Origin of the sequence: Rhodococcus sp. C-2 (assembly GCF_027854095.1) — a bacterium.
Classification (GTDB): domain Bacteria; phylum Actinomycetota; class Actinomycetes; order Mycobacteriales; family Mycobacteriaceae; genus Rhodococcus_F; species Rhodococcus_F qingshengii.
The window spans coordinates 217,360-234,935 of record NZ_JAQGFI010000003.1 but is presented as its reverse complement, the minus strand read 5'-3'; the positions used below and the strand labels follow the sequence as shown (position 1 = coordinate 234,935).

The window sequence follows — 17,576 nt, the reverse complement described above, 5'->3', positions numbered from 1 at the left end:
ATGTCTCCGACGACGAACGCCGTGCTCGCATAGGAGTACGTCATGCGCTGGAGCCAATGTTTCACGTCGATTCGCCGGAAGCTGCCACGCGGGCGATGACGGTACTGCACGCCACCGAGTCAGCGACGGTCTATCTGTCTTGCTGGGCGAGGGTTCGGTCCGTGGACGCCGCCGACGTCGACCGCGCCCTGTACGACCAACGCAGTCTCGTGAAGCAATTGGCAATGCGCCGCACACTCTTCACCTTTCCCCGCGACTTGCTGCCGGCCGCGTGGTCGAGTGCGTCCGCCCGCGTCGCGAACACCGAGCGGGCACGAATGGCCAAGGATGTCGTCAAGGCCGGACTCGCCGTCGACGGCAACGACTGGCTCGATCGCGCACGGACGGAAGTGCTGAAGTTGCTCACCGATAGGCCTGAAGGGCTTTCAGCGGTAGAGATTCGTCAGGCCGTGCCGATGATCGACGTCAAGGTCGAGGGTTCGGCAGGTGAAATCTGGTCGGCACCCAGGGTTCTCACGCATCTCGGGGCGACCGCAGACATCATGCGCGGCACCAACACCGCCCGCTTCCCCGTCTCACGCCCACTGTGGACTCTCACTCGACACTGGCTCGACGACGCCCCCTTCGATCTCGAATCTGCAGACGGCTATCGAGAAATGGTCCGCCGTTGGCTCTACACCTTCGGACCGGGCACGGAAGACGACATCGTCTGGTGGCTGGGCTCGACGAAGACGGTCGTCCGGGCCGCCCTCGCCGAACTCGACGCCGTTGCAGTCTCACTCGACGGAGGCGACACCGGCTGGTTGCTACCCGATGACGTCGCCACGGTGCCTGATCCAGGTCCTTGGGTGGCACTCCTACCGGTGCTCGACCCGACGGTCATGGGGTGGAAGAACCGTGACTTCTACCTCGGCCCGCACCGCAACCAACTCTTCGACACCCGCGGTAATGCCGGCGCCACCGCTTGGGTCGACGGTCGCGTCGTGGGGTGCTGGATCCAAGACGAAACCGGTGTGGTGCACGTCCGATTGCTCGAGACCGTGTCAGCGTCTGCGCGACGTTCTCTCGATGCCGAGGCGGCGCGCCTCACCGAGTGGCTGGGCGGCGTCAGAATCGGCACGGGGTACGTCTCACAGGCGATGAGGCACGACGTTCCCGAACCTCCCGCCGGCACTAGTTCCCGGTGATAGCGTCAGATACCGATTGCCAGATCGTCGATGTCTGCGAGCGTGCCGCCGTTTTCGAGGATGCTCGTGTAGTTCCGAAGTCGGTTCTGATCTATCTCGGTAGTGCTGACCCCTCGCTTCCAGTACCCGAAGACAACTACATCGTCCTTCGCCAGGCCGACTGTCTTGCGGAAATGCGCTCGAATGGCTCGCATCTCGTCCCGTTCCCCGGCACCCCACACCGCGTAGTCTCCTGGGTTTTCGAGTTCGACGGCGTACTCGGCGAGGCCATCTTCGACATGGTGCAGCTCGAGGCCGGGGATCACGGGTAGTTCCGCGAAAGCCTCGGCGTCACCGGTGGCGACCCAGCCGACGCCGGTCAGTCCCTCGGGCCACTGAAGCAGAATCGAATAGAGGGCAGGTATCGCGGTGTCGTCGGCGAACAGTGCGACGCGGCGCCCGGCGATCTCGGGAACGAGGAAGTGCGGGCGAGGACCGGTGAGTGAGAACGTGTCACCCACACGCAGGTCGGCGGCCCACCTCATCATCGGGCTGGTGTGGCCGTGCAGCACTACGTCGAAGGTCATCGAACTGCTCGGCGCGTTGCAGGTGCGCACCGTGTAGACGCGAGAGACGTCGCCGTACTGTGGACCGAGCTGGATGCGAAATGCGACGTTGGGCCGCAACCAATTCGGGTCGTCCGCCGACGAAGTCAACTGGACGGCGATGCGCAAGATGCTCTCGGTCGGCCGTTCGACGCGTTCGACGACGGCAACCACGTCGTTGAGACCGCGGTCGTGGTCTTCTCCGCGTGGCGCCTTTGCCGACGCAGACGTTTCAGTTTCTTCAGGTCGAGATGCGGTAGTCATTGATATCTCCTGATCGGTGGTTCAGTTGTGGACGGGTAGCTGACTGACAGGTCTTCGATCACGCGGAACAACAAGTGGCCGTCCGGTTTCCGGGTCTTCGAGAACCAGCGCCTCGAGGTCGAAGACTTCGCGCAGTAACTCAGGGGTGAAGACGTCCGAGGCACTGCCCTGCATGACAATTTTTCCGGACCGCATGGCAACTACGTGCGTGGCATATCTGGCCGCGAGGTTCAGGTCGTGCAGGACCGCGACCAATGTTCGACCGGACTGGTGGAGTTGGGAACAGAGGTCGAGAACCTCGATCTGGTGTGCGATGTCGAGAAAGGTGGTCGGTTCGTCGAGCAACAACACCGGGGTGCGCTGCGCAAGCGTCATGGCGATCCATACCCGCTGACGTTGTCCCCCACTCAGCTCGTCCACCAATTGGTCTGCTGCATATCGCATTCCGACTTCATTCAGGGCCTCGGAGACAACATGCTCGTCTTCGGGTGACCACTGGCGCAGCATGCTCTGATACGGATATCGGCCGCGGGATACGAGGTCTGCGACACTGATCGCTCCAGGAGAGAGCGGGGACTGTGGCAACAGGGCGATTCGCCGGGCGACTTCTTTGGTTCGATAGGACCGAATATCGTTACCGTCGAGCACAACACGACCCGATCGAGGTGCGAGCATTCTGCCGAGCGCACGCAACAATGTCGACTTGCCACACCCGTTCGGTCCGACGACGACGGTGAACCCTCCATCGGGGATCTCGAGACTCAACTCGTCCACGATGGTTCGATCGGCGTACCGTAGTTCGATCTTCTCGGCACGCAGCCGCGATGTTGGGGTGGCAGTAGTCATGAATCTCTTTCGTAGCGAGTTTTTTCAGGCCTGACGAGCGAGCAGCCAGATCAGATAGGCACCACCGAGCAGACTGGTGACGAGACCGACCGGAGTGCGGAGACCGACCTCGACCGCTTGCGCGATCAAGTCGGCGCCCGCCAGCAGAACTGCGCCGAGCAGGAAGGAAGTCGCGACAAGAACACCGCTGCGCCGTGCCAACCGTCGTGCGATCTGGGGAGCGGCGAGCGCCACAAATGCGATGGGGCCGGTGGCCGCGGTCGCCGCGCCGGTGAGCGCGACCGCAAGCAGAATGCCGGCAAATCGGTATCGCTCCACGGAGATCCCGAGCGAGGACGCAGCGTCGTCGCCCATCTCCATCATGGTGACGCGCCGGGACACCACGACGAGAGCAGGAACGAGAACACCGACGGCGATCGCAACACTGACCGCGTGTGGCCAACCGCGCCCGGTCAGCGAGCCGGCCGTCCACTGCTGCACAACGGTGGCGTCGTCGATATCCGCACGCACCACCAGGAACGACATCACGGCGCTCAGCATCGCGCCCACGCCGATACCGACCAAGACAAGTCGAAGACCGCCGCTGACGCCGTCTTTGCGTGCCAGCGCGTACACCAGAAGCGCCGTCAGCATGCCGCCGAGAACAGCGGCGCCCGCGGTCTGCAGTACCCCGCCTCCGAAGAAGACGATCTGAACCACGGCTGCAGTCGCAGCGCCGGTGGTGAAACCGATGATGTCCGGCGAGCCGAGAACATTGCGCGAAAGCGTCTGGAAAACCGCGCCGGCCACACCGAGGCTTCCGCCCACGCCGATCGCCGTGATCAGCCGCGGCAGCCTGCGATTCTGGACGGACCGAACCGCCGCTGGGGCGCCTTCGCCGTGCAGGGCACGCCATACTTCACCCAAGGACAGATCCAGGGTTCCATACATCAGCGTGGCAAACGAGAGCGCCGCCAATGCCGCACTGATTGCCACGGCTACGAACAGCACTCGCGGAACTATCCGCCACGAGTACGACCCGATTCGAACCACCCAACCGCGGAACAGCGGTGGAACCGGCTGCGCTGCAATCGCATTCACAGCGACGCCACCCGCCGCGAGCGAACAAGCGCAACAAACAAGGGGCCACCGAGCACCGCCACGGCGATCCCCGTCTGCAGATCTCCCGGCGCTGTGGCAACGCGACCGAGAACGTCGGCCAAGAGCAGAAATGCCGGGGCGACAACGAGCACGCACGGCAGAAGAAATCGCAGATCCGGCCCGACGACGCCGCGCACGATGTGCGGCGCAGCCAGGCCCACGAATCCGAGCGGTCCAGCCGCCGCAGTTGCGGCCCCTGCCAGCAGGATGACTGCGACAGCGGATCCGACCCGTGCGGGTCCGGTGCTGGCACCGAGCCCTTTGGCGACATCCTCGCCGAGCGCGATTGCGTTGAGTGGACGAATCAGCAACAACGACAACACGATACCGACGATGACGAAGGGCAGAACAGTGACGATCACGTCTCCGCCGCGGCCTTGCAACGAACCCACTGCCCAAAATCGGAACTGATTGAATGCGGCCTCGTTGCTTATGAGAACCATGCTGGTGAGAGCCGTGATCGCCGTCGCAACAGCGGCACCGGCAAGCGCCATGCGCGCTGGGGTCGCGGCGCTGCGATGCGCCGACCCCAACATGTACACACCTACCGAGGCAACGGCCGCGCCGGCAAGCGCGAACCACAGATAGCCGCCGACCGAAGTCACCCCCAGACAGGCAATCGCAATGACGACTGCTGCTGATGCTCCGGCGTTCACACCGAGTAGTCCCGGATCGGCTAGAGGGTTGCGGGTGATCGACTGCATCAGCGCGCCGGCCAGTCCGAGCGCGGCCCCGACCACAAGCCCGAGAATTGTTCGAGGCAAACGTGATTCGATCACAATCAGGTGCTCGTTGTTACCGGCGTCGTAGGAAAGAACTGCATCGAGGACAGTGGAGACGGGGATGTTGCGTGAGCCGATGACGAGTCCGCCGACGGATGCCAGCACGATTACAACGATGGAGACGAGGACCAACAACCCCGCACGCGCTGCCGTCCCGGACCGCAGTGGCGCTTCGGTCCGGGACTGCACAGAAACACCCACGCGGTCATCCACCGAACGTGGACACCAGCGACTCGACCGTCTGCTTTGCACTGAAGTAGTCGAGACGGAAGGCTGCCGTTCCCATCGCGTATACCCGATCACCCTTGACCGCAGGTTGATTCGCAAGGAGCGGGTCGGCCGCGAGTTGCTTCTCCACGTCCTTGGGCCCCATCGAGACGGCAAACAGCGTCTGCGCCCCGTCTAGTGCGGCAGAGATGTTTTCGGAGCTGACGATCGCGACGCCGGAGGCACCCCGCTTGTCCGGAGCGACAAACTGCTCGGCGGGCTCGGCATAGGTGAAGCCGAGCGAGGCCAGCAGATTGCCCTGCGGGCTGTCGGCTCGGAACGTCCAGACACCGTCGGCACCCATGTAGACCAGTGCCGTCACCGGCTGCTCGGGAAGTTTGATCTTCGCGGCTTGGGTGGTGACCCAGCTGTCGTATTCGTCGACGGTTTTGGCGGCCTCGCTCTCGAGTCCGGTGACAGTCCCGAGCTGATCAGCGAGCTCCTCCCAGGAGCTGGCGCCGTAGTCGAGAAGAACAGTGGGTGCGATGTCGCTCAGCTGTGAGTAGGCATCGAGTGTCGAGTCGCCGCCGTTGGCGGAGCCGATGATCAGATCGGGCTCGAAGGTCTCGATCGCGTCGAGGTCCAGCTCGAGATTTCGGTAGAGCACCGCGACGCCACGATCAGCCGCCACGCCCGACCACTGGGAGAAAAACCCCTGGTCATCGGTCATTCCCGACGGCGTTGTCGCCGCACTCGCGACCACCGGCGCTCCGATCGCAAGCAGCGTGCCGGTCAACGACGGCGAGGTGGACACGATCCGAGTCGGCTTTGCAGTGATCTCGGTACTGCGGCCGCCGTGATCGACGGTGCGCGGCCAGCCCTCGGTGGCCCCGGAGGTTTCCTGGGTGCCCTCGGTTCCGGTGTCACTACCTGACGAATTCGAGCAGCCGGCAAGAGCGAGGGCGACGACCGCGGCGAGTACTGCCGCCGTCGGGCGTAGAGATCTGCGCATGAGTATGTGGCTTTCTGAAGATACGAGAGTGCGCCGCTGCGAACACAGTCGGCAGAGGTAAAGTTAGCCATACTTAAGTCGCAAGGGTTGTCCAGGAGCGCCAACGTGTTACCACTATCGGGAAGGTCGGACGCAATCGACTTGGGGCCGATCCGCGCCTGCCGCACCGAGCCAAGCATCGGCCGCTCACCGCTGTTGTTCTGGGTTCTCGCAGGTAGTGGACGCGTCAGGACCGGATCGACCGTCTACGAGGTGCCGGCGGGCGAGTTGTTGTGGATCCCGGCGAGCGTGCGATATTCGATGGAGACGGACTCGGATTCCGTCGCGTTTCCCATCCTGCTTCCGCCCTCGAACGGCGTCAGCGCCGGGCCGGCTACCGTGACGCGTCTGCGCGTTCCGCCCGGATGGGAAGACAGACTGATCCACGAGTTCGTTCACAACCTGGGCTATCTGCGCGGCGACGCTGCACACCCGTCGTCCTTGTTCGAAATGATTACCCGGGCCGACGACGGGGCCACCTCGCTGCCGCAATTGCCGCAATCACGGGAAGCGTTCGAGATCGCGCACGCCCTGTTGCGAACACCTGGCACCGACGACACCGAGGCACAATTCGCGAAGCGTGCCGGGATCAGCATTCGAACGCTCCAGCGATACTTCGTGGAAGAAACCGGCCTCACCTTCACGCGCTGGCGGCTTCGAGCTCGGATCGCCGCGTCGTTGGAGTACCTGAAGCAGGACCGCGAGATCGGTTGGATTGCAAACGAAGTCGGCTTCGAAACGGGCAGCGGATTCACGCGTGCGTTCCGGTCCCAGATGGGAGAGAGCCCGAGCGACTATCGCCGCCGGGCCCTCTCCGGTCCAACCGATCGCAGCGTGGACACCGACAACGATCAAGCATTGGTCCGCATGCTCGCAGAGACCAGGCAGCCCGGGGAAACAGCGCCGCCGATACCGGCCAATGCGACGTGGCCGCGCGTCAACGGCGCCCACGTCGCCGTGTGGGTCTACCGAGGCCAAGCCCGGGTGGACGTCGCGGACCGCAGCTGGGAACTGCGCACCGGAGAGGCCATGATTCTTCCTGCAGGCGTCCTCAATACCGTCACGGTTCCGACTGGTTCACTGCTTCTGCCGCTCGGCTTCCGTTCCTCGAACGGGTCGACCGTATCTGCCGACGCCCTCGAGACCGTGCAGTTCTCCCCCGCTGACGAGTTGGCATTGCTGCACACTTTCGTCGCCGCCTACACGCCCTTGCGCCCGCGCGGCCACGACAGCGCCATGGCATTCGACATCATCGCCACCGGCCCTCTTGCACAACCGGTTTCGAACACCTCGCCCGCCGCTTCGATTGCCACACGACTGGCAGCGACGACCGCCGCCCGCCCGGCCGACCCTCGCACTCTGGACGAGTGGGCGCAAGAGTTCGGTACCGACGCGGCCAGGCTGCGCCGGGAGTTCCGTATCGAAACCGGCACCACGTATCCGCAGTGGCGATCGCTTTCACGGATGACCCAGGCACGCACCCAACTCCAACTCGGGGTTGCACCCGGCACGGTGTCGAGGAACCTGGGTTACGCGCACCTGCCCGCATTCAGCCGAGCGTTTCGCACTGCGCACGGGATCTCACCGCAGCGCTTCCAAGCCCAGTCCGTCGAACGCGCCCTCTGGTTACGTTCTGTGCCGCGCGCCGCGGAGCCGAGCGCTCGGGTTCTTCACACCCACTGAACGAGTTGCCACACGATTCCGTTGGCGTCGACGAACTGGCAGTAACGCTCACCCCACGGTTCCGTCTCCGGTTCGGTGACGACGGAGGCACCTTCAGCAGCGATGCGGGCGAACTCGGCGTCGACATCGTCGACCACGAATGCAATGAGCAAGCCTTGACCGGCCGGACCTGCGACGAAGTCGGGCTTGAACGTCCCGAGCCCGGTGCGCAGGAAGACCACGTTGACCCCGGCATCCGGATGATTCAGGGAAACGAAGCCGTCATCGGCCATGGCCTCGGTGAAACCGAAATGGGTTTTCGCGAAGTCTGCCGATGCGTCGGTGTCGGCGACGTTCAAGGACAGAGCAGTGCTGGTGATTTTCATCGTGGGCCTCCCATGATCGATAAACCTTATGCAGTGCATACAGTATGCACCGTATAAGGTATACCACCGTTGAGGTATTCCCGATTTCTGGAGACGACTGATGGCACGCGAACTGATCGACCTGCTCTGGCGCGATCACCCCCTCGCGCCGAAGGGTGGCACCCGCGGCCCGCGAGCGAAGGTCACCACCTCACAGGCGGTCGACGTCGCGATCTCCGTCGCGAATACCGACGGCCTCGACGCCGTGACGGTCCGCCGATTGGCCGCCGAACTCGGAATCTCGGGCATGGCGGTGTACACCCACGTCGGATCCCGCGACGATCTGCTGGTGCTCATGGTCGACGCCGTACACGGACACAGCCCACTCCTGCCGTACGGGAACATGACCTGGCGCCAACGTGTGCGTCGGGTCGCCGAGGAAGAACTTGCCCTCTATACGGAGCATTGGTGGCTACTGGACATCTCCGATCAGCGCTCCGCGTTGGGTCCGGGAACTATCGCGAAGTACGACCACGAACTTCACGCCTTCGACGGCACGGGACTGAGCGACATCGACCGGGACTCCGCCCTGACATTTGTCGCCGACTTCGCCCGATCCTCGGCGCAAGCGCGGCGCCCTGACCCCCGAGCAGCCGACATGGCCGAGGTGTGGTCGTCCTGGAACCAGCGTCTAGCTGCTTATCTCGGCGACGACTTCCCGCTGGCGCAGCGAGTCGGAGGGGCGGCCGGCGAGGCCAAGAACTCCCCGTACAGCCCCGAGGCGGCGTGGGAGTTCGGGCTGGACCGGGTACTGGACGCCCTGGACGGCCTTGTTCACATCGAATGACAATCCTGCAATTTGTGGGAGACAATGTGTCCGTGCAGCGTTTCGGTTGGTCTCGACGGTCCGACGGCGGCCCTTCGTTGTTCGAACCGCGAGAGCTGTTGCACGCCTACGAGAATCGATCGACCCGAGTGGTACGAGATTCCGGCGAGCTTCTCATCGAGATTCCGCTGAGCGACGCGAGCATCGTCGAGATCACCGTTCTTGATGCCTCTGCGGGCTGGATCGACTCCCGCGTGCGAGGACTCTGCAGTTCACTGGACAAGATCGACCGCCGGGCTCAACGCGTACTTCGAGGGGGATTCAGCATCGGCTGGATCGAACTCGAATCGGAGCGCCACGGCGTCATCGACTACTGGGAAAACGGGGTCAACAACGAATACCCCATCTCCATCGTGTGGAACGGAAACTGCTGGGAAGAAGCGGCAAGCACCTAGCCTCGAAATCAGCGGAATACATCCGCGAAGACGGGGTAGACGAGTACATACCAGCGGCACATCGACTCAACTCCAGGCGTGGTGGACAATGTTTCTCAGCGACCAGTCAATTCGTCACCACACCCGCCGTTTCGGAGCAGCTCTGTCGCCTTCACACAAGTGGCCTCCGCCCACCGAAACACAGCGCATCGCACGCTGGAGTGAGCGGTCTGAGATGCTCGGCGCGCTGTCGGTACTCCTGTTCTGGGCTTTCGGCTTCGGCATCCTGCTGGGCGTCGGCGCGATCACAACAGGAATCTTCGCGCTCCGACGTCACCCGAAGAAGTCTGGCGGGCATCTGCTCTCGAATGCCCGCCAGCTGCCATGGGATGCAATAGTCGGCCTCTTCACCGGATTCATCGGTCTGGCACTGAGCGGCTGGTTCTTCGTCGTGGTCCTACCCAACATGTAGCCCTCTGCTAGCCGAGTCCGTTCGCGGAGGTGGCCAGCGCTCGGAGTTCACGTCGGAGGATCTTGCCGGTAGTGGTGAGCGGCAAGCTGTCGATGAACGTGATCTCCCTCGGGTACTGGTAGAAAGCAAGGCGACTTTTCACGTGGGTCTGCAACTCCGAACGGAGCTCCTCCGAGGAGTTCGACCCCTCGGACAGTACGACAAAAGCGTGAACCGCTTCGCCGCGCAACGGATCCGGAACACCGATGACACCTGCCATGGCTACCTCGTCGTGCGAGAGCAGGCACTCTTCGATCTCTCCGGGGCCGATTCGGTACCCCGCGGACGAAATGACGTCATCGGCACGTCCCTGGTACCAGAAGTTCCCGGCGTCATCAGTCCGACCCAGATCACCGGTGTGAATCCAACCGTCGTACACCTTTTCATCGGTCTTCGACGGCTGGTTCCAATATCCGAGGAACTGTCCGGGGTTGCCTGCCTTCACACAGATCTCGCCTACCTCACCAATCTCGACCGGCTCGCCGAGTGGATCGAGGAGGGTGACTTCGAAGCCGGGGAAGGCGCGGCCCATCGAACCGCTGGCGGGACTCCACTTCGACCGCGACGTGCCGATGGTCAGATTCATTTCCGTCTGCCCGTAGAACTCGTTGACAGCTACGCCGAGAGTGCTCGCAACCCAGGCTTGCAGCGCGTCACCGAGTGCCTCACCACCGGTTCCCAATGCCCGCAGCTGAATACCACGCGCAGCATTCTTGTCGACGCCGATGCTTCGCATCTGCTTGAGGGCAGTGGGAGGAATGAAGGCGCCCGTCACCTTGTGACGGCTCAGAATCTCGACCGCACGCGAAGGCGTGAATTTGTCGGGCGTCGCAACTACGGGGCACCCCAACGCAAGTGCGGGGAACAGTACGTCGAACAAACCACCGATCCAGGCCCAGTCTGCCGGCGTCCAGAAGACGTCTCCCAGCTGCGGAGCATTGTCGAACGCCGTCCGCATACCGGGCATGTGCGCCAGGAGAATTCGGTGCCCGTGGAGCGCGCCTTTCGGATTCCCGGTCGTCCCTGAGGTGTAGATGATGATGGCATGTGAATCGGGGCCCGTGGCTACCAGTTCACTACTTTCTGCGGCATCGTCGACGAGGCTGTGGAAATCGAGGATTTGCACGGGCGTCGAATCGGAGAGCCGATCGAGCCTTCCGACCACGATTACGGCTTCGAGACCCGGTATCTCACCGATTCCGTCGGCAACTCTTTCATAGCAGTCCTTCTCGACCACAAGAACTTTCGCGCCGGAGTCACGCATCCGATGTACTAACGCATCCGATCCGAACTTGACCGAAAGTGGAACGGTGACCATTCCGGATCGGAAGGCGCCCAGATGTGTCGCCAGAACCTCGATTCCCTGTGGGACCATCACACCGACGCGATCGCCTGAGACCAGGCCGAGATCCGCGAGCACGGTCGCGAACTTTCGGCTCATCGTGGCGACTTCACCGAATGTGTACCGCGCCCAGTGCCCACCGGTGTCTACGACGAGGGCCAGATCATCGGGATTCTGTACATCGACACATGCGTGCGCAATGTTGAAGTGCTCTGGCACAGCCCATTCGAAGTGTTCTGCTTCGAGGTCCTGCCACCATGACATATGCCGCCGAGAACTCACCGAGCACCCACTTCGAGGTCGAGGGAATGGGTCTCGCCTACCAGGAATGAGAATTCGCCGGAGAAGACAAGGTCTCCGTCTTGGTTGACGAGTGAGCCTTTCGACGTCACGATCGCGGTCTCACCGTCCGAGCGAGGGCGCACCGACAGCACTTCCGACACCGCATGCACCGAGTCGCCGAGGTAAGTCGGCCGGTGGAATCTGACCTGATCGAGCCCGTAGAAGCACTGCAGGTAACGGGGGTCCAACTCCACCAGACCGAGCAAGGTGGACACCATGAGGGCACCGTGGGCGATCTGGCGACCGAAGCGCGTCTGCTGCGCGTAGTCGGGGTCGAGGTGAAGGGGATGGCGGTCCCAGGTGAGGTCGGCGAAACTTCGCACATAGTCTTCGGTGACGACCCGCGGGTCCGTCACCGCAATGTCTCCGACAGAGATCTCTTCGAAACTCTTTGTGATCATTGAAGTTTCCTCTATTAGTTGACAACCGTGGAGCGTTGATCGACCGGCGGCAGATACGCCCCGTTGTCATCGATGTACATGTCGCGACTTCCTTCGTCGAGGTCGGTGTCACGGACGAAGTAGACGCTGATCAGCGAAATAACAGACAGGGCAGCGATATACACAGCGACCGCAAACGATCCACCGGTTGCGCGAACCAACATGGCGGCAACCATCGGCGCGATTGCACCACCCAAGAGCACCCCGATCTGAAAAGCGATGGACGCTGCGCTGTACCGCACCCGTGCGTCGAACAGTTCCGCGATGAACGTCGCCTGCGGCCCGTACGAGATGCTGAGCATGAATGCGCCGACTGCCAATGCGCCGGTGGTGATCCAGAAGTTGCCGGTATCTATCGCGGCGAATGCAACGAAGACCCACACTCCCATGCCGGTGATGCCGACCATCAGGATCCGGCGTCGGCCGAATTTTTCGGACAGTTGACCGAAGATCGGAATGAAGATGACTGCAACGAGCGCGGACACCATGACCGCTCCGAGCATGAGGTTTCCGGACAGCAGATCGAACTGATCGGCGTAGGTCAGGCTGTAGGTGTTGAGGATGTAGAAGTAAGCGCCCGTGCTGATCATCGAACCTGCGGCAAGAATGATTTGACGAGGGTAGTTCTTGAACGCGTCGACCATCGGAATCTTGACCGCAGTGTTCTGCTGCTTCACGCGAGCGAATGCGGGAGTCTCTTCCAACGCGGTGCGAATGTAAAGCCCGACGGCGACCAACGCGATACTCAGCAGGAAGGGAATTCTCCACCCCCACACCAGGAATTGGTCCCCGGTGAGCGCCTTGGTGCCGAACATGACGGCCGTCGCCAGCAGAAGGCCAGCAGGCACACCGACCTGCGGCATACTGCCGTAGAAACCGCGACGGTTCTTGGGTGCGTATTCCACAGCAGTCAGAACTGCACCGCCCCACTCACCCCCGACGCCGAAGCCCTGAATCAGTCTCAGCAATACGAGAAGAATCGGGGCCCACACACCGATCTGGGCGGAGGTCGGAAGGACGCCGACCAGGAACGTCGCTGCTCCCATCAAGAGAAGTGCGAGCACCAAGACCTTCTTGCGTCCGATGCGGTCGCCGAAGTGGCCCATCACAACACCGCCGAGTGGCCGCGCCAGGAAGCCGACCGCGAAGGTGGCGAAGGAAAGAATTGTCGCCAGCGCGGGGTCTGCGCCCGAAAAGAACAGCGGCGCAAAGACCAACGCGGCGGAGGCGCCATAGATCTGAAAGTCGTACCACTCGATCGTGGTGCCGACCAGAACCGATCCGGCCACACGCCGCAGGGCAGGCCTGTCGACAGTTGCGGGAGATGGAGGATTCGCGTCGTTCATGTCATTGCTCCTTGTATGGAGTGCCCTGTTAGCTCTCGCACCGAGAGGGAGGCTCGACAAGGAGACTATGCAGTGACCCAGGGCACAGTCAAGCTTTTTTCAATCGATCGATTGATTAGTTGAGATGCAATTTGCCAGTACACAAACAGCTATCAATCGACTGATTGACAGCCGGTCGATTTCGGCGGCGATGCTAGCATGATTGGGCAACCAACCGAAATGAGGATCATGGACCTGGGGCGCGTTCAACGGGCGGCAGTCACGCTGTTCGCGACGAAAGGATTCGCCGCCACCGGCATTCGTGAGCTCGGAGCCGAAGCCGGCATCAACTCGGCAACGCTCTACCACTACGTCGGCAGCAAAGAGTCACTGTTGGCCTCGATCATTCGGTCTTGCCTCGACGAGCTGACGCAGTCGGGAGAGCGGGCAATGCGCCGAAGCGCCGATCCCGTAGTCCAGCTCGCCGGCCTGGTGTCGTCACACGTCGGCATTACCGCCGTCAACCAACTGACTGCCCGCGTCGCCGAGTACGAGATGCGCGGGTTGACCGGAGACAACCGCATCGAGTTGCAGACCCTGCGCGACGAGTACGAGCAACTTTTCGGACAGATCCTCGAACGCGGACAACGCGTGGGCGCCTTCGACATCGAAGATCTGGCATTGAGCCGACTCGCGATACTCGAGATGTGTACCGGGGTCGCGCATTGGTACCGGCCCGGTGGGCGTCTCGAGTTGGAAGATGTCCAGCGATTCTTCGTCAGCACCACGTGCAAGCTTCTGTCGGTTCCGTCCGACGAACTGCACGGTGTGGAGTTCATTCACGACGTCCGAAAGCTGGACAGCGAGCCCGAGACTCAGTCCTCCGAGATCTGGGGAACCACTGCACAGAGCGAATTCGCGCGACAGTCCGAGCTTTAACCGCCCCCCGAAACTCCCGGCTCTGGTACGAACTGAACATGCAACTACCCGCGGACAGTCATGTTCACAGCGAGTGGTCGTGGGATACCGGCGGACCGCTGTCGCACGCATCCGGACGAATGCAACAGACTTGCGCGCGTGCCGATCCTCGACGTCGACGGCTATCTCGACAGCATCGAACGATGCCGACACTGTTTTCCTGAATTGCGGATACTCACCGGCGTCGAGTTCAGACAACCGCACCTGCACGAAGCGCAGGCGTCGCACCTCCTTGATCTCGGTGTCATCGACCGGGTATTGGGTTCCTTGCACACGCTCGAAGTCGGCGACGATCGGAGTGAACCGAACACTCTGTTTCGAAAGTGGAGCGCCGACGAAGTCATGTGGGCATACCTCGATGAGATCCCGCGTATGGTGGCTGGCTCTCGGACCTTCGAGGTGTTCGCCCATATCGACTACCCGGTGCGTGCATGGCCGATCGAAAGTGCCGGACCTTTCGATCCCCGTCGATTCGAAGAGGGATTCCGAAATGCGATGCGCGCCATCGCCGACAGCGACCGGATCCTCGAGATGAACACCCGTCGGCTGTTGCCCTGGATACCCCAATGGTGGGGCGAAGAGGGAGGTAAAGCGGTGACATTCGGCAGCGATGCACATGTGCCCGAAGCTCTGGCAGCCAATTTTCCGGAAGCGACCGCGATGCTCGCGCACTACGGATTCCGTCCGGGTCAACGTTCCGAAGAGTATTGGACCCGCTGATCCGCCTGACTCCCAGACCGATATTTCCGTGAACTCGGGTTGTCGGAGACGGATCAACCCGCAATAGTCGATGTATGGATCGGTACAAAATCACGATGCCCGACGGCTCTTCGACCGAGGAACCTTTCAATTCCGACAAGGAAGCAATCACTTGCGCAGTGGATGCGAACCGAGGAGTCAGCAAGAACCTCGTAGTCGAAAAATACACGGCCGACGGTCATCTGGTTCCAACCGCGCAGGCGCCTGCGAAACACACAGGTCGTCACAAGAAGAACCGTTCGAAGAGTTGAAAACTCGACTAGTTCACAACTCTCGAACTCGGTGTGTGGCGACCGGATGCGTGACGCAGAAGTAGTTGGATCGCGTGCTCGACAGTTGCACCGAGGACAGCTTCGGGGTCGCCCGAGAAAACCTGCTTCTCCGTTTCGGCGGTCCCATGGTCGACGACTCCGAACCACACAGTTCCGGGTCGAACGTTCTCCTGGGTATCAGGACCGGCTTCACCGGTGACGGCCAGCGTTAGCGACGCACCCATCAGTGTGGCGGTGCTGTGCGCCATGACCCTGGCTGCCTCTTCGCAGACCACTGGCCCGTCCGGAACATGAAGTACGGAATGTTTCACCTCGCGGGTGTACGCGACGATCCCACCACAAAACCACGATCCGGCGTCCGGCGCCTTTCCCAGATGTGCGGCGATGTTCCCGGCAGTCAACGATTCCGCCGTCGCCACCGACAGACCGTGTTCCTCTACTGCCGCAGCCAATTGCCTGCACATATCGTCGAGATCCTTGCCCGACGGAAGCTCGGGTCGTGGATCGCCATTCATATGTTCCTCCTCCTGCAGTCCGATCGGTGACTTCGACAAGACATTGAAAGTTCTCGAATGCCCATTCCAACCGTGCCTTACAGTTCACTGCCCCCTTGCGAACTGCACCCTTCGAAAGTGCGTCGAGCGCACTCGTCGATCACATCAGCTACACGTGACCGACGCGTGAGTTGACGACGCTGCACGATCGCCCCGTTTCCGTTGCTGAACACCTTGTCCAAGGAGGCCGTGACCTGCTCGAATTCTCCGAATGCAGTCAACGCAGGTTCGACGTGATCCACCAATTGCCGAACCGCCTGGTGTGCAGTCAGCAAGCGCACGGATTCCACGTCCAGCGACCTCCCGTCGAGTCCGTCACGCGACGCCCGCCAGCAAGCCGCGCGGAGTAGCTCGTGATCGACAGCAGGCGCTGCTTCACCTTTCGTGATCGCGGCGGATGCGGTACCGACGAGTGCCTGCACCAGTGTGGCCAGAGTCATCGTCTCCTCCACGGTGGCGGGCACGTCGCTGATCCGAATCTCCACGGTGGGAAGGTGATCCGACATGCGCACATCCCAATAGACCATGTGTGGATCGAGAATGACCCCTGTCTCCAGCATCGCTGCAACAGCATCTTCGTAGTGCGCCACGGACTCGAAGTAGGGCGGCGGACCCGAACTGGGCCATCGGCCGAACAGAACGTAACGCCAACTCGCATAACCGGTATCGCGACCGGCGCTGATCGGAGAGTTCGCCGTCAGTGCCAACAAGGTCGGTAACCAAGGGCGCAGGTGGTTGATGATCTGGACCGATCGTTCTCGATCTTCCACACCGACATGAATGTGGCAACCACACATCACACCTTCGGTGATCGCTCTGAATTGACCGGCCATTCGCTGGTATCGCGACGTTTGAGTGATCTCGTCTACCGGCGGATCGTAGAACGGCGTCCCGACTGCGATGAGTTGACAACCCACACGGGCAGCGGCGTCGGCGGTGACGGCACGCGACTCACAGAGTTGATCACGAAGATCACGAATATGGTTTCCGATCGACGTGGACGTCTCCACCTGACAGCGCGTGAGTTCGAGTTGCAGCGAGATACCGAGTTCCCGCCCGGCGGCAGCAACCTCGGAGTTGCGCAGAGTGGGATGTCCAGTCTGCGGATCACAGAGCAAGAACTCCTCTTCGACACCGAGAGTCGGTGTACCTACCGAGAATATGTCGGGAGTCGGCTTCGCGTTCATAGGGCTTCCTCGCACCGGTTTTCATCCACATCCGATACTTCGAGCGTACGACCTTCTACCCTTTCGGCACTACTCCAACCGTTTCATCCAGTGGCCGATCGGGTAGTTGCCCTGTGAACCGACGACGAGCGAAGAATCGCAAGTCTTCATGAGCTCAGGATGGAGTGTGCCGTGACAAACGCGAGCGAAAGTTCACCGGTAGATGACGAACACACAAATCGATCGCACGTAGGGGAGGCAATCAGCGACGGTCGCAACTATCCCGGATACCTGCTGATCGGGCTGGGCCTGGCAACACTCGGATTGACCTTGGTGGCAGCAGGTTACGGATTTCGTGGTTGGGCAGTCATTGCCGGCGTCGTGTGCGTGGTGTCCTTCATCGTCGGAACACTGGCCATCTTGATGGAACACCGACGGGTCAAACGACTGGAAGGTCAGGAACTCTTCGATCAAGAAGGGCACTGAACCGACCGCTCGAGTCGTATTCTGCACAAGCAGAATACGACTCGAGCAGAACA

19 protein-coding genes are annotated in these 17,576 nt (G+C 61.8%); 8 read left to right on the top strand and 11 right to left on the bottom strand.

The window, feature by feature from the left end:
* The first annotated feature begins 56 nt into the window (after positions 1-56).
* Positions 57-1,187 (top strand): winged helix DNA-binding domain-containing protein, encoded by a 1,131-nt coding sequence (locus PCS43_RS07670; RefSeq protein ID WP_245361509.1) that lies wholly within the window; start codon positions 57-59, stop codon positions 1,185-1,187.
* Positions 1,188-1,192: 5 nt separating this feature from the next.
* Here PCS43_RS07670 and PCS43_RS07665 read toward each other — a convergent pair whose 3' ends face one another.
* From PCS43_RS07665 to fepB, 5 genes are read right to left on the bottom strand one after another with little or no spacing between them, the layout of a single operon-like run.
* Positions 1,193-2,035, bottom strand: a complete 843-nt coding sequence (locus tag PCS43_RS07665; RefSeq protein ID WP_042448187.1) for a siderophore-interacting protein — start codon at positions 2,033-2,035, stop codon at positions 1,193-1,195.
* 21 nt (positions 2,036-2,056) lie between these two features.
* Positions 2,057-2,881 carry an ABC transporter ATP-binding protein gene (locus PCS43_RS07660; RefSeq protein ID WP_007735712.1) on the bottom strand — a complete coding sequence of 275 codons (825 nt, stop codon included), beginning with the start codon at positions 2,879-2,881 and terminating at the stop codon, positions 2,057-2,059.
* Between the two features lie 24 nt (positions 2,882-2,905).
* A complete protein-coding gene (locus PCS43_RS07655) occupies positions 2,906-3,961 on the bottom strand; it encodes a FecCD family ABC transporter permease (RefSeq protein WP_080726583.1) in 1,056 nt (351 codons plus the stop codon).
* Positions 3,958-5,004, bottom strand: a complete 1,047-nt coding sequence (locus PCS43_RS07650; RefSeq protein ID WP_242430651.1) for a FecCD family ABC transporter permease — start codon at positions 5,002-5,004, stop codon at positions 3,958-3,960. The genes PCS43_RS07655 and PCS43_RS07650 overlap by 4 nt, the downstream gene beginning before the upstream one ends.
* Before the next feature lie 4 nt (positions 5,005-5,008).
* Positions 5,009-6,022, bottom strand: a complete 1,014-nt coding sequence (gene fepB / locus PCS43_RS07645; protein ID WP_058038432.1) for a Fe2+-enterobactin ABC transporter substrate-binding protein — start codon at positions 6,020-6,022, stop codon at positions 5,009-5,011.
* 105 nt (positions 6,023-6,127) lie between these two features.
* Here fepB and PCS43_RS07640 point away from each other — a divergent pair, with 105 nt between their 5' ends.
* A complete protein-coding gene (locus PCS43_RS07640; protein WP_209910448.1) occupies positions 6,128-7,744 on the top strand; it encodes an AraC family transcriptional regulator in 1,617 nt (538 codons plus the stop codon).
* Here PCS43_RS07640 and PCS43_RS07635 read toward each other — a convergent pair.
* Positions 7,732-8,109 carry a VOC family protein gene (locus tag PCS43_RS07635; protein WP_030537422.1) on the bottom strand — a complete coding sequence of 126 codons (378 nt, stop codon included), beginning with the start codon at positions 8,107-8,109 and terminating at the stop codon, positions 7,732-7,734. The two genes, PCS43_RS07640 and PCS43_RS07635, sit on opposite strands and share 13 nt — an antisense overlap.
* 100 nt (positions 8,110-8,209) lie before the next feature.
* Here PCS43_RS07635 and PCS43_RS07630 point away from each other — a divergent pair, with 100 nt between their 5' ends.
* The 3 genes from PCS43_RS07630 (at position 8,210) to PCS43_RS07620 (ending at position 9,820) form a co-directional block, all read left to right on the top strand.
* Entirely contained in the window at positions 8,210-8,935 is a 726-nt protein-coding gene (locus PCS43_RS07630; RefSeq protein ID WP_209910452.1) for a TetR/AcrR family transcriptional regulator, read from the top strand.
* Positions 8,936-8,961: 26 nt separating this feature from the next.
* Complete coding sequence (locus PCS43_RS07625) at positions 8,962-9,369, top strand: hypothetical protein (RefSeq protein WP_270923011.1); 408 nt, start codon at positions 8,962-8,964, stop codon at positions 9,367-9,369.
* An 88-nt stretch (positions 9,370-9,457) separates the two neighbouring features.
* Positions 9,458-9,820, top strand: a complete 363-nt coding sequence (locus tag PCS43_RS07620) for a hypothetical protein (RefSeq protein WP_225320185.1) — start codon at positions 9,458-9,460, stop codon at positions 9,818-9,820.
* 7 nt (positions 9,821-9,827) lie between these two features.
* Here the strand turns inward: PCS43_RS07620 and PCS43_RS07615 are convergent, their stop codons facing one another.
* The 3 genes from PCS43_RS07615 to PCS43_RS07605 are packed head-to-tail and all read right to left on the bottom strand — an operon-like array spanning position 9,828 to position 13,329.
* The gene (locus tag PCS43_RS07615; RefSeq protein WP_161120592.1) at positions 9,828-11,465 is read right to left on the bottom strand and encodes an AMP-binding protein; all 1,638 of its coding nucleotides are present in this window, start codon (positions 11,463-11,465) and stop codon (positions 9,828-9,830) included.
* Positions 11,466-11,479: 14 nt separating this feature from the next.
* On the bottom strand, positions 11,480-11,944 hold the full coding sequence (locus PCS43_RS07610; RefSeq protein WP_209910459.1) for a MaoC family dehydratase: 465 nt from the start codon (positions 11,942-11,944) through the stop codon (positions 11,480-11,482).
* 14 nt (positions 11,945-11,958) lie between these two features.
* On the bottom strand, positions 11,959-13,329 hold the full coding sequence (locus PCS43_RS07605) for an MFS transporter (RefSeq protein ID WP_042448184.1): 1,371 nt from the start codon (positions 13,327-13,329) through the stop codon (positions 11,959-11,961).
* Positions 13,330-13,548: 219 nt separating this feature from the next.
* Between PCS43_RS07605 and PCS43_RS07600 the strand changes: the two genes are divergently transcribed.
* Together PCS43_RS07600 and PCS43_RS07595 are read left to right on the top strand one after the other, a co-directional pair.
* Positions 13,549-14,247 carry a TetR/AcrR family transcriptional regulator gene (locus PCS43_RS07600; RefSeq protein ID WP_225320187.1) on the top strand — a complete coding sequence of 233 codons (699 nt, stop codon included), beginning with the start codon at positions 13,549-13,551 and terminating at the stop codon, positions 14,245-14,247.
* Positions 14,248-14,385: 138 nt separating this feature from the next.
* Positions 14,386-15,006, top strand: a complete 621-nt coding sequence (locus tag PCS43_RS07595) for a hypothetical protein (RefSeq protein WP_245361510.1) — start codon at positions 14,386-14,388, stop codon at positions 15,004-15,006.
* 298 nt (positions 15,007-15,304) lie between these two features.
* Here the strand turns inward: PCS43_RS07595 and PCS43_RS07590 are convergent, their stop codons facing one another.
* Together PCS43_RS07590 and PCS43_RS07585 are read right to left on the bottom strand one after the other, a co-directional pair.
* On the bottom strand, positions 15,305-15,832 hold the full coding sequence (locus PCS43_RS07590; protein ID WP_050654955.1) for a CinA family protein: 528 nt from the start codon (positions 15,830-15,832) through the stop codon (positions 15,305-15,307).
* 77 nt (positions 15,833-15,909) lie between these two features.
* Positions 15,910-17,058, bottom strand: coding sequence for a glutamate--cysteine ligase 2 (locus tag PCS43_RS07585; RefSeq protein WP_136471030.1), 1,149 nt, complete (start codon positions 17,056-17,058; stop codon positions 15,910-15,912).
* A gap of 159 nt (positions 17,059-17,217) precedes the next feature.
* Here PCS43_RS07585 and PCS43_RS07580 point away from each other — a divergent pair, with 159 nt between their 5' ends.
* Complete coding sequence (locus PCS43_RS07580; RefSeq protein ID WP_007735689.1) at positions 17,218-17,523, top strand: hypothetical protein; 306 nt, start codon at positions 17,218-17,220, stop codon at positions 17,521-17,523.
* The last annotated feature ends 53 nt before the right edge of the window (positions 17,524-17,576 follow it).